This is a genomic window from Ectobacillus sp. (assembly GCF_056992975.1).
Genome location: NZ_JBXKMX010000024.1, coordinates 1 through 11,366 on the forward strand (window position 1 = coordinate 1; position 11,366 = coordinate 11,366).

Annotated in this window: 12 protein-coding genes and 1 pseudogene; 10 read left to right on the forward strand and 3 right to left on the reverse strand. The window is 37.5% G+C overall.

Going from position 1 to position 11,366, the window contains the following annotated elements; genetic code table 11:
• Together AC11ZT_RS00970 and AC11ZT_RS00975 are read right to left on the reverse strand one after the other, a co-directional pair.
• The coding region (locus AC11ZT_RS00970) for a SulP family inorganic anion transporter (RefSeq protein WP_484057816.1) at positions 1 to 1,120 on the reverse strand (1,120 nt) is incomplete at its 3' end.
• A gap of 67 nt (positions 1,121 to 1,187) precedes the next feature.
• Positions 1,188 to 1,511 (reverse strand): ArsR/SmtB family transcription factor, encoded by a 324-nt coding sequence (locus AC11ZT_RS00975; RefSeq protein WP_484057817.1) that lies wholly within the window; start codon positions 1,509 to 1,511, stop codon positions 1,188 to 1,190.
• A gap of 323 nt (positions 1,512 to 1,834) precedes the next feature.
• On the opposite strand from AC11ZT_RS00975, the gene AC11ZT_RS00980 reads away from it, so the two are divergent.
• The 10 genes from AC11ZT_RS00980 to AC11ZT_RS01025 all read left to right on the forward strand — a co-directional run bounded on the left by AC11ZT_RS00980 (position 1,835) and on the right by AC11ZT_RS01025 (position 10,981).
• Entirely contained in the window at positions 1,835 to 1,978 is a 144-nt protein-coding gene (locus AC11ZT_RS00980) for a YqzL family protein (protein ID WP_484057818.1), read from the forward strand.
• A 33-nt stretch (positions 1,979 to 2,011) separates the two neighbouring features.
• Positions 2,012 to 2,761 (forward strand): DNA repair protein RecO, encoded by a 750-nt coding sequence (gene recO, locus AC11ZT_RS00985; RefSeq protein WP_484057819.1) that lies wholly within the window; start codon positions 2,012 to 2,014, stop codon positions 2,759 to 2,761.
• Positions 2,762 to 3,013: 252 nt separating this feature from the next.
• Positions 3,014 to 3,643 (forward strand): transcriptional regulator CcpN, encoded by a 630-nt coding sequence (ccpN, locus tag AC11ZT_RS00990; RefSeq protein WP_484057820.1) that lies wholly within the window; start codon positions 3,014 to 3,016, stop codon positions 3,641 to 3,643.
• Between the two features lie 26 nt (positions 3,644 to 3,669).
• Positions 3,670 to 4,479: a pyruvate, water dikinase regulatory protein gene (locus AC11ZT_RS00995; protein WP_484057821.1), complete on the forward strand. Its 810-nt coding sequence runs from the start codon at positions 3,670 to 3,672 to the stop codon at positions 4,477 to 4,479.
• A gap of 374 nt (positions 4,480 to 4,853) precedes the next feature.
• On the forward strand, positions 4,854 to 5,018 hold the full coding sequence (locus AC11ZT_RS01000) for a PIN domain-containing protein (RefSeq protein WP_484057822.1): 165 nt from the start codon (positions 4,854 to 4,856) through the stop codon (positions 5,016 to 5,018).
• 306 nt (positions 5,019 to 5,324) lie between these two features.
• Positions 5,325 to 7,103: a DNA primase gene (gene dnaG, locus AC11ZT_RS01005; RefSeq protein ID WP_484057823.1), complete on the forward strand. Its 1,779-nt coding sequence runs from the start codon at positions 5,325 to 5,327 to the stop codon at positions 7,101 to 7,103.
• A gap of 59 nt (positions 7,104 to 7,162) precedes the next feature.
• A complete protein-coding gene (gene rpoD / locus AC11ZT_RS01010) occupies positions 7,163 to 8,281 on the forward strand; it encodes an RNA polymerase sigma factor RpoD (RefSeq protein WP_484057824.1) in 1,119 nt (372 codons plus the stop codon).
• A 345-nt stretch (positions 8,282 to 8,626) separates the two neighbouring features.
• Positions 8,627 to 8,983, forward strand: coding sequence for a cytochrome c550 (cccA, locus tag AC11ZT_RS01015; protein WP_484057825.1), 357 nt, complete (start codon positions 8,627 to 8,629; stop codon positions 8,981 to 8,983).
• Positions 8,984 to 9,155: 172 nt separating this feature from the next.
• Positions 9,156 to 9,863 (forward strand): tRNA (adenine(22)-N(1))-methyltransferase, encoded by a 708-nt coding sequence (locus AC11ZT_RS01020; protein WP_484057826.1) that lies wholly within the window; start codon positions 9,156 to 9,158, stop codon positions 9,861 to 9,863.
• Complete coding sequence (locus AC11ZT_RS01025) at positions 9,860 to 10,981, forward strand: Nif3-like dinuclear metal center hexameric protein (RefSeq protein ID WP_484057827.1); 1,122 nt, start codon at positions 9,860 to 9,862, stop codon at positions 10,979 to 10,981. Before AC11ZT_RS01020 ends, AC11ZT_RS01025 begins: the two co-directional genes overlap by 4 nt.
• A 67-nt stretch (positions 10,982 to 11,048) precedes the next feature.
• Here AC11ZT_RS01025 and AC11ZT_RS01030 read toward each other — a convergent pair.
• Positions 11,049 to 11,366: pseudogene (locus AC11ZT_RS01030) on the reverse strand (4-hydroxy-3-methylbut-2-enyl diphosphate reductase); the annotation flags it as partial.

The window sequence follows — 11,366 nt, forward strand, 5'->3', positions numbered from 1 at the left end:
CGCCTGATTTCATTTTTAGTATATGGGCAAAATGACTGCGCTCACTCATATTCCATGCAACGATCATTAATATAGGCGCCATACTTGCCAGTGGAATATGAGAAGCATAGGGAGCTAGCACAAGTAAAGTTATCATTACAAATATACCGTGGAAAATGCCAGACAACGGCGATGCAGCACCATTTTTAATATTTGTTGCTGTTCTAGCGATTGCTCCGGTGGCAGGAATACCTCCAAATAGCGGTGTAACAATGTTTGCAATTCCTTGCCCAATTAATTCTCGATTGCTATTGTGTTTGCTACTCGTCATGCCATCAGCCACTACTGCAGATAAGAGAGATTCAATGCCTCCTAACATGGCAATAACAAAAGCAGGTCCAATTAATTTTTGCACGATCTCCCATGAAAATGTTGGCAGACGAAAATGCGGGATAGTGTTTGGGATTTCTCCAAAAGCTGTTCCTATTGTCGGAACATGTCCTGAAAAGAACAGCCCCGCAATACTACTTGAGACAAGTAAACCAATTAATGGTCCAGGTATTTTGGGAAATAGTTTTGGTGTAAGTAGGATAAAGAGTAGGCATATTGCTGCAGTTAGAATGCTATATGGATTTATTGTATTTAGGTGAATGAAAATTTCGTCTAAGTTTGCTAAAAATGATTCATGTTTTTGAATGCCGACAAGTCCTAAGAAATTAGAGATTTGCCCTACAAAAATGATGATAGCGATTCCAGATGTGAAACCAATTGTAACAGGACGTGGTATAAATGTAATAAGCGATCCTAATTTAAAAAGACCCATAACACACAAGAGAATACCGGCTAAAAGTCCAGCAACTAATAAATTTTCATAGCCATACGTAAGTACAATCCCTAATAAAACGGGAATAAATGCACCAGTTGGACCACCAATTTGAAATCGAGATCCACCTAGAAGTGAAATGAGAATGCCGGCTATACACGTTGTGTAAATTCCATATTCCGGTTTTACACCGGAAGCGATGGCAAAGGACATACCAAGAGGAATTGCAATAATCCCAACGATAATTCCAGCTACTATATCTTGTTTTAATTTTTGAAAGGAATACCCTGCATATCTACCTGTGAATCGAAGCTTCACATGAAACCCTTCTTTTCTATTTTAATTTTCGTATAATCTCCTTATTTCTCCTGTAATAAGGAGGGTATTACTCTGCGAGATCCTCCAACATAGAAATGGTATAAACCAGTTGGTTATTAAAAATTTCTCGCGCCACAGTTAATAAGTCTGTAATCATTGGATCTCGTAATGCATACATGACTTGCTTTCCATTTTTTGTCCCAACTACAATATTCTTTGCACGAAGTACACTTAGCTGCTGTGAAACGGCGGAGCCTTCACTGTTCACAAGTGTTTGAATTTCATTTACACTTTTTTCCCCTTCAGATAGTACTTCTAGAATATGGATGCGTAAAGGGTGTGCAAGTGCTTTAAAAAACTCGGCCTTAAATTGTTGCATATTCGCGTTCATTGTATCTCCCCCATCGAAGTTTTCCCCTTTATTTTTACTATACATATTCAAATATCTTGATGTGTATAGCTTACGCCTGACGTTTTAAAATTTCAAGATAAAATTACAGGAAAGAAAGATGAATTACATTTATCTTGTAAAACGCTTAAATCCATATCGTTAAGATGTTAGAATAAGAAGGAACTCTTATCCTTATTTAAGATAAGAGTACGATTTGCAATCATTATTTTGAATTAGAAATTAGAAAAATTTCTCTGACATGAAAACGAGCGAATAGGGTCATTTTAATAACAATTGAAATTGGATTTGCTAGGGGGAATCTTATGTTGAATTTTACGTGGAATGTGTTTACTAAAACAGGCAGCATAGAAACGTATCTTCTCATAAAAGAGCTAGAACAAGAAGGACAAGAAATACTAACTAAGCTGGATGAAGAGCTTTCCGATTTTGATTCTCCTATTACATGACCTTATTCGTCTTTACCTTGGATGGTGATGAATATGTTTCAAAAAATAGAAGGAATTGTATTACGTACGATTGATTACGGAGAAACGAATAGAATTGTAACATTTTATACACGTGAATTTGGAAAAATCAGTGCGATGGCACGCGGAGCAAAAAAACCAAAAAGTAGGCTTGCTTCTATTTCTCAGCCGTTTACATATGGTTATTTTCTCTTGCAAGTCGGTTCTGGTTTAGGAACGCTCCAACAGGGGGAAATTGTTTCTTCGATGCGTGAAATAAGGGAGGACATCTTTTTAACAGCATATGCTTCCTTCGTTATGGAATTAACGGACAAAGCTACGGAAGAAAAGCAACCGAACCCTTTTTTATTTGAATTGATGTATCAAACCTTACATTACATGAATGAAGGGGTTGACCCAGAGGTACTAGCACTTATATTTGAAGTGAAAATGCTTCCTGTGCTTGGGTTATATCCTGTTATAGATACTTGTGTTATCTGCCATGAGACGCGCCCTTTTTACGCTTTCTCTGTTCGAGAAGGCGGTTTTCTTTGTGAACAGCATGCAGATCATGATCCATATCGCTTTCCTTTATCGGATGCAGCAAGTAAACTCATTCGCTTATTTTATCATTTCGATTTGAATAGACTAGGGAATGTTTCAGTGAAGGCCGAAACAAAACAACAAATTCGTGCAGCGATTTCAGCCTATTACGATGAATATTGTGGTATTTATTTAAAGTCTCGACGGTTTATAAGTCAGTTAGATAAATTTAAAATGGAGTAAAGCAAGAATAAATGTATTTGAACTTGTGATGCAGGATTGGTAGTTCTATTGCTTATAGAACCCAATCCTCTTTATATATATGCGTATTTGTAGATTGTGTTTGCATCACAATTCGATGTATGATATAGGGGTTATACATAGCTCTAATATTGACATATGTCATTTCTTTTTGGAGCAGTTTGTTTGGTATATAATAGTAAGGAAAAGCATAATAACTCTTTTACGCTGCTGTCCATAAAGGTGGTGAGTACCATGGAAATTAATAAACGACAAGAGCATATTGTTCAAATTGTGAAAGATAACGGCCCAATAACTGGGGAAGCAATTGCAGAACAGTTAAATTTAACAAGAGCAACCTTAAGACCAGATCTTGCTATCTTAACGATGGCAGGTTATTTAGAGGCACGTCCTCGCGTAGGATATTTTTATACAGGAAAGACAGGTGGACAGTTGCTGTCAGAAGCTTTGAAGAAGCTTACTGTTCGCAAACATATGTCTAGACCAGTTGTGGTAAATACGAATGTTTCGGTCTATGATGCGATATGTACGATGTTTCTTGAAGATGTAGGAACGTTGTTTATTGTAAATCAAAAAACAATGCTAGTAGGTGTAGTGTCACGTAAAGACTTATTGAGAGCTAGTTTAGGAAAACAAGATTTGACTGTCCTACCTGTTAACATCATTATGACAAGAATGCCAAATATTACGATGTGTAAAAAAGAAGATACTTTGTATGATGTCGCGCAACGATTAATAGAGAAGCAAATAGATTCAATGCCAATCGTTAAGGATACCGATGAAGGGTTTGAAGTTGTGGGGCGTATTACGAAAACAAATATTACGCGCGCATTTGTAGATTTGGTTAATAATGAATTGATTTAACAGTTTAGTTAAAGTGAGGGAATAAAATGAACAATCAAATTGTATACATTGTGTCCGATTCTGTAGGAGAAACAGCTGATTTAGTTGTTCGTGCTGCTATGGGGCAATTTCTTTTTACACCTGACATTCGCCGTGTTCCGTATGTTGAAGATACGGGAACATTAAGAGAAGTCATTTCGATTGCACAGAGTAATCACGCAATCATTTGTTTTACTCTAGTAAAGCCTGAGATGAGACAGTATTTAATTGAAGAAGCAGCAAAAGAACAGGTACAAGTGTATGATATTATTGGACCATTAATTGATCAAATCCAAAAAATAACTGGGGGAATACCTCGTTATGAGCCAGGATTAGCTCGTACACTTGACGAAGATTACTTTAAAAAAATAGAAGCAATTGAGTTTGCCGTTAAATATGATGATGGAAGAGACCCAAGAGGTATTTTGAAGGCTGATATTGTTTTAATTGGATTATCCCGTACTTCTAAAACTCCGTTGTCCCAATATTTAGCACATAAACGATTGAAAGTAGCTAATGTTCCCCTCGTACCGGAAATTGATCCGCCGGAAGAATTATTTTCAGTTCCAAAGGAAAAGTGCTTTGGGTTAAAGATTGATCCTGAAAAACTCAATCATATTCGAAAAGAACGTTTGAAATCACTCGGTCTTAGTGATGTTGCAAACTATGCGAACTTAAACCGTATTTATGAGGAATTTAAGCATTTTGAGCGAATTATAGAAAGAATCGGATGTACGGTTATTGATGTTTCAAACCGGGCGATTGAAGAGTCCGCTAGTGTAATTTTGAATGAAATTCAAAACCAAAAAGATTATTAAAGAACATTAAAGTACATTTTCCATTTGGAAAGTGTGCTTTTTTTTTCAAAAAAAATAAAGTAGTAGCTAAGTGAGGATTTTTGTATTATAATAAAAAATTGTGATAAAAATGTATGTTTTACGTTTAGACTTTGTTAGTTACGAATAAACTATGGGTAGGATTTGTGTTTGGTAATGATTAATGGGGAAGTTGATTATAAATTTTGTGTATAAGACTAGCTTCCACAGCAAAATGTCTCTGTATTAGCTTAGAACTTTCTCTTTGATAGAGTAAATACGGGCCTCATTTGCTTTTCTAGTGTACTCGACAAAATTCTTACCATTTAACCAAGTGCTATGGAAGGATTCACAGAAGGGATGTAGAATAGAGAAATATGCAAAAAATCACAAAAATATTTATTGATAGTGATGCATGCCCTGTGAAGGAAGAAATTGTGGAGTTTGGGAATGTATATGGAGTAGAACTTTACTTTGTAGCTTCCTATCCACATAAACCGTATTTTAAAGAAGGAAATTGGATTTATGCGGATTCCTTTTAAGACGAGGTGGATTTTTATATATACAAACATACAAAAAGGGAGATTTTGTCGTAACTAAGGATATTAAGAAGGGTGCAAGTTCTTTCACCCAGGGGAATAAAACTGGATGAGTGGAGCATGGATATAATTTTACATGATCGACATGTTTCTGCAAAATTGCTAAGAGGAGAAACTTCTACACAAGGTCCAAAACCTTTTTAAAGAGGATTGTAAGCAATTTTTGCTTAGTTTAGAAAAAATATTGTCGAATCATGAAGGAATCCTTTAACTTATAGCGAATAAAAAATACGACACGGAGATGCTGCTATGGGAAATCGAATTCCCGAAGACGTTGTGGAACGTATTCGACAATCAGTGGACATCGTTGACATTATAGGCGATTATGTTCAATTGAAGAAGCAAGGACGCAACTATTTCGGTTTATGCCCTTTCCATGGGGAAAATACACCTTCGTTTTCAGTTTCATCAGACAAGCAAATCTTTCATTGCTTCGGGTGTGGGGAAGGTGGAAATGCTCTTTCATTCGTCATGAAGGTAGAGAATATTTCCTTTACCGAAGCAGTTATGAAGCTTGGAAATAGATCAGGCATCCAAGTAGCAGAGTATGTATCGGAGCCAGAAGAAACGACGGATCGCAATTCTGAAATGATACAGGCTCATGAACTTCTGAAAAAGTATTATCATCATCTTCTCATGAATACGCAAGATGCTAAACCTGCATTAGAATATCTACTTAACAGAGGCATATCGAAAGAAATGATTACAAAGTTTGAGATTGGATATGCCGGGACAGCTTGGGATCATGCAACGCGAGTTTTGCAAAAACGTGGGTTTACGATGGAACAGATGGTGCAAGCAGGACTAGTTATGGAAAATGAGAAAGACGGTAGTTACTATGATCGTTTTCGAAACCGTATAATGTTTCCTATCTACAGTTTACAAGGTAAAACGATTGCTTTTAGCGGACGAACATTAGGAGAAGATTCTCCAAAGTATATGAATAGTCCAGAGACTCCTATTTTTCACAAAAGTAATACGTTATATCATTTCCATCAAGCTCGTTCCATGATTCGTAAAACACAAAGAGTTCTTTTGATGGAAGGGTATGCAGATGTTATTGCAGCTGTACATTGCGGGCTAGAGGAAGCTGTAGCAACGATGGGGACAGCCATAACAGAAGAACAAGCAAGAATTCTTCGAAGAAATGTTGATACAGTCGTGCTATGCTACGATGGAGATAAAGCAGGACAAGAAGCAACTGTAAAAGCCGGCCATTTGTTACTTCATGCAGGTTGTCAGGTTAGAGTTGTAATCGTTCCGGATAAAATGGATCCAGATGAATTCGTTCGTAAGCACGGCGTAGATTCGTTTCGAAACCTGATTGAAGAAAGTATACCGTTTGTTGATTTTAAACTGCATTACCTTCGCCTTGGAAAGAATTTGCAAGACCCAGAAGAACAAGGGGCTTATGTACAGGCTGTTGTGAAAGAACTTGCAAGGCTTACAACATTTGTACAGGCTCAGCCTTACTTGCAGACGCTGACGAAAGAATTTCCATACGAAATGGAAGATTTACGTAGTGAACTGCGAAAGTATCAGAATCAACAACAACCAACTCGTGCTATACCGGAACAAAAGCAAAGTGTAGGTATAAAAACGAAATTAGCAGGGTATGAAAGGTCTGAAAGAGAATTATTATATCATGCCTTGCAGAGTATGGAAGTTGCCCAGCGACTTCAAGACTTCGTTCATTATTTTCATACAGAAGAGCATAAAGGGATTTTATACGAGGTATACGCATATTATGAAAAAGGAAACGAACCGAATATTAGTAAATTTATGGATTGGTTATCACAGAGTGATTTAAAAAATATAGTTGCTGATATTTCGGTGGATGTGTTTATTAATCCAACATACTCTCTTGAGTTGTTCGATGGAGATATAAAGTCGTTACAAAAGCATAAAGAAAAACTAGATCAAATGCGGAACATCTTTGAACTGCGAAAGTTAGAAAAGGTAGATCCTAAAGCTGCCGCCGTATTTGCTCAAGAAAATATAATTAAACAACATAAAGCAAGAAAATAGCTTTTTTAATAAGAATCAATTATAATCAATTTTTGTATCTCGTGTAAGGAGGGGAACAAATGGCTGACAAATCAGCTCGTTCTAAAGAAATTGAAAGTGATATCACTCTTGATCAAGTAAAAGAGCAATTAACGGAGCTCGGTAAAAAGCGTGGTGTTCTTACCTACGAAGAAATCGCTGAGCGCATGAGCGGGTTTGACATGGAATCAGAACAGATGGACGAATTCTATGAATTCTTAGGTGAACAAGCAATTGAATTAATTGGTGATTCAGATGAAGATCCCAATAGTCATCAACTTGCAAAAGAAGAAGAATTCGACTTGAATGATTTAAGCGTTCCACCAGGTGTTAAAATAAATGACCCCGTTCGTATGTACCTAAAGGAAATAGGCCGTGTCGATTTACTTTCTGCTCAGCAGGAAATTGAATTAGCAAAACGAATTGAACAAGGTAACGAGGAAGCGAAACGTCGACTAGCTGAAGCAAACTTACGCCTTGTCGTTAGTATTGCAAAACGTTATGTAGGACGTGGCATGTTATTTCTTGACTTAATTCAAGAAGGAAACATGGGTCTAATCAAAGCGGTTGAAAAATTCGATTACCGTAAAGGATATAAATTTAGTACTTATGCTACTTGGTGGATTCGTCAAGCTATTACACGTGCAATAGCTGACCAAGCCCGCACAATACGAATCCCCGTTCATATGGTTGAAACGATTAATAAACTAATTCGTGTGCAACGACAATTACTTCAAGATTTAGGACGTGAGCCTTCCCCTGAAGAAATTGGTGAAGAAATGGATCTTGCACCTGAAAAGGTTCGCGAAATATTAAAGATAGCACAAGAGCCGGTTTCACTAGAAACACCAATTGGTGAAGAAGATGATTCTCATCTTGGAGATTTTATTGAAGACCAAGAAGCAACATCTCCTGCCGATCATGCAGCATATGAGCTGTTAAAAGAACAGCTTGAAGATGTATTAGATACATTAACGGATCGTGAAGAAAACGTTCTTCGTTTGCGCTTTGGCTTAGACGATGGTCGTACTCGTACATTAGAAGAGGTTGGTAAAGTATTTGGTGTTACGAGAGAACGGATTCGTCAAATAGAAGCAAAAGCATTACGCAAGCTAAGACATCCGAGTCGTAGTAAGCGTCTAAAAGATTTCTTAGAATAGATTCCTCTTGAAAGTTTACTTCTTAGCTGTGAAGTAAGCTTTTTTCTTTTGTCAGCATATAGGCTGATTACAATTCTTGTAATTTATTTTACAGAATTGTTTATCGATTTGCAAATGCTCCTGTTGTGATTTTTTCGAGTGAATTCTTGCCTAATTTACAGCATTTAGTTTTTGCGATGACGGAATACCGAGATTTAACTAGATTTTTATCGTAATAATAGGATAATCATGTTAGAAAACAGTCTTTTCATTCCCATATATTATCATAATTTCTCTTTTGAGGTAATATACTTTCGAGTAAAGTATATGTGTACAATCTAATTGAGGAATTGGGGGATAGGAGAAATGAAAGGAAATCCGTTACTTCCGTATGCGTTTCTTGCCATCATTGGAATCGCCTTAATGCTTATTTTCTCCTTTCAAGGGATCAAACAAGAGAAAGCATTGATGGCTGCAAAAACAGGGGGGGCTGCCTCTCAGGCTGCTCCTAATCCAGAAGAAATTGTGAAGCAAACATGTACCAGTTGTCACGGGGCAAATTTGGAAGGATCGGTAGGACCAAATTTGCAGAAAATCGGAAGTAAATATTCGCAAGATGAAATAAAAACAATACTAATGAACGGGAGAGGAAATATGCCAGCGGGATTAGTAACAAGCGACGTGGCAGCTAAGGTGGCTGCATATTTAGAAGGGAAAAAATAATGTAATAGGGGTAAAGCCCATATAGAATAATTTATTAGCCCTTTATGAAATCGTAAAGGGCCTTACTAGTTTAGTGATAGAAAAAGTGCATAACATACTAATTTACTTGCATCAAAACCAATTAATTCTTATGATGAAGGCATACTAAAGAAAAAGGATTGTGGTATACAAGATGAATGAAGGAAAGTTATCAAAACGATTGGAAGCGGTAGCAAAGGAGATACCGCCGCAATCTGTTTTAGCCGATATTGGCTCTGATCATGCTTATTTACCTTGTTACGCCATTTTACAAGGGCTTATTTCCCGCGCTATAGCTGGAGAAGTGGTGGAGGGGCCATTTCGTTCGGCACAAGCTACGGTTCAGCTTTGTGGCTTACAAGACCAAATTTCAGTTCGTAAGGGGAATGGACTAGACGTTCTTCAAAAAGGAGAAACGGATGTTATTTCAATTGCAGGTATGGGAGGCGGTCTAATTCGCGATATTTTAGAACGCGGTAAAGATAAGTTATACGGAGTGACAAGACTGATCTTACAGCCAAACATTGGTGCAAATATCGTTCGAACATGGCTTATGGAGCATGAGTGGGAACTTATACATGAAACAATTATAGAAGAAGATGGAAAATTCTATGAAATTCTTGTTGCTGAGCAAGGTGATGGATGTAAACCATACCTTGAGCATAAAGAAGCAGGGTTGTTACTTGGGCCGCATTTGCTTCGGGAAGGTTCGGACACGTTTCGCGACAAGTGGAATTATGAATTACAAAATTTACACCGAATTTTGCTTCAACTACAATCTGCAAATCCAAGTGAAGAGATGATGCAGAAGCGTTCAGAAATAGTATATAAAATTCAATTGATAGAAGAGGGATTGGCATGAGTAAAATTCCGAATGGGCATGAAGTGATTGCGTTGTTTGAACAATTTTATCCAAAATCACTCGCTTTGGAGGGTGACAAAATAGGATTGCAGTTAGGCTCTCTTTCTACCCTTACTGAGCATGTTTTAGTTACTCTTGATGTGACGGAGGAAGTAGTAAAGGAAGCAATTGAAAAAAACTGTACGTTAATTATTGCGCATCATCCGTTTATTTATTATCCATTAAAGCAAATTCTAACAGATACAAGTCAAGGAAGAATCATCGATTTATGTTTGCGCCATAATATTGCAATCTATGCTGCACATACAAATTTAGATGTTGCACCTGGTGGAGTCAATGATTTATTAACAGAAGCACTACAACTTCACCATACAGAGGTTCTCGTCCCGACCTATGAGGATAAGTTGAAGAAACTAGTTGTATTTGTACCGGTAACTCATGAAGAGGCCGTGCGGAAGGCATTGGGAGATAGCGGAGCAGGTTTTATTGGTAAGTACAGTCATTGTTCCTTTACCGGTTTGGGGACAGGAGCATTTTTACCGATGGAAGGAACCAATCCGTTTATCGGAAAGCAAGGAGAACTCACAAAGGTGGAAGAAGTTCGGATTGAAACGGTATTTCCTGCCTCCTTACAAAAACAAGTTGTAAAATCGATGATAGAAGCGCATCCGTATGAAGAGGTCGCCTATGATATATATTCATTAGATAATGAGCCCAATAGGTTAGGGTTAGGCAGAATAGGTGTACTGCAAAACGAAATGACTGTAGAACAATTTGCAAACTACGTAAAAGAATGCTTAGAAGTTCCGGCGGTTCGCGTGGTTGGAAAGTTGCAAGATCGTGTTCGAAAGGTAGCGGTACTTGGAGGAGACGGGAATAAATATTGGAAACAGGCAAAGTTTCGCGGAGCTGATGTATACATAACCGGAGATTTGTATTATCATGTTGCACATGATGCGCTGACATACGGATTAAACATTATTGATCCGGGACACAATGTGGAAAAGGTTATGAAAAAAGGCGTCCAAAAGCGATTACAAAAGGAACTAGAGAATAAAAACTATAACGTAACCATTCATTCATCTACAATACATACAGATCCATTTGTATTCATATAAAATAAGAAACCATCCTTATATCTAAAGGATGGTTTCTTGTTTCTATTGGGCTCATGAGCAATTCATTTCAATCTTTTTGTTTTACTTTAGGTAATATTTTATTCAGTGGCACGTTTCGTTTTCGTTCCCAAGTAGCGGGATTTGCAGGGTCATATTGTTCAAAAAAGGCGATGACTTCTTTTGTAATCGGAGTTGGGGTAGAAGCACCCGCAGTTATTGCAACGGTATGGACTCCTTCTAGCCATTCTAATTGTATTTCACTCACATCTGCAACGCGATAGGCGTTCGTATGTGCAATTTCTTTGGATACTTGTGCAAGACGATTAGAATTGTTGCTTTTTGGATCTCCCACAACAATCGTGACATCCGCTTCTCCGGCTTGCTT

Excerpts from the sequence above, each read along its gene's own strand:
- AC11ZT_RS01020 (WP_484057826.1), top strand. The coding sequence starts at position 9,156 with ATGAATGAAGGAAAGTTATCAAAACGATTGGAAGCGGTAGCAAAGGAG.
- rpoD (WP_484057824.1), top strand. The coding sequence starts at position 7,163 with ATGGCTGACAAATCAGCTCGTTCTAAAGAAATTGAAAGTGATATCACT.
- cccA (WP_484057825.1), top strand. The coding sequence starts at position 8,627 with ATGAAAGGAAATCCGTTACTTCCGTATGCGTTTCTTGCCATCATTGGA.
- AC11ZT_RS00980 (WP_484057818.1), top strand. The coding sequence starts at position 1,835 with ATGTTGAATTTTACGTGGAATGTGTTTACTAAAACAGGCAGCATAGAA.
- recO (WP_484057819.1), top strand. The coding sequence starts at position 2,012 with ATGTTTCAAAAAATAGAAGGAATTGTATTACGTACGATTGATTACGGA.
- AC11ZT_RS00995 (WP_484057821.1), top strand. The coding sequence starts at position 3,670 with ATGAACAATCAAATTGTATACATTGTGTCCGATTCTGTAGGAGAAACA.
- dnaG (WP_484057823.1), top strand. The coding sequence starts at position 5,325 with ATGGGAAATCGAATTCCCGAAGACGTTGTGGAACGTATTCGACAATCA.
- AC11ZT_RS01000 (WP_484057822.1), top strand. The coding sequence starts at position 4,854 with ATGCAAAAAATCACAAAAATATTTATTGATAGTGATGCATGCCCTGTG.
- AC11ZT_RS00975 (WP_484057817.1), bottom strand. The coding sequence starts at position 1,511 with ATGAACGCGAATATGCAACAATTTAAGGCCGAGTTTTTTAAAGCACTT.
- AC11ZT_RS01025 (WP_484057827.1), top strand. The coding sequence starts at position 9,860 with ATGAGTAAAATTCCGAATGGGCATGAAGTGATTGCGTTGTTTGAACAA.
- ccpN (WP_484057820.1), top strand. The coding sequence starts at position 3,014 with ATGGAAATTAATAAACGACAAGAGCATATTGTTCAAATTGTGAAAGAT.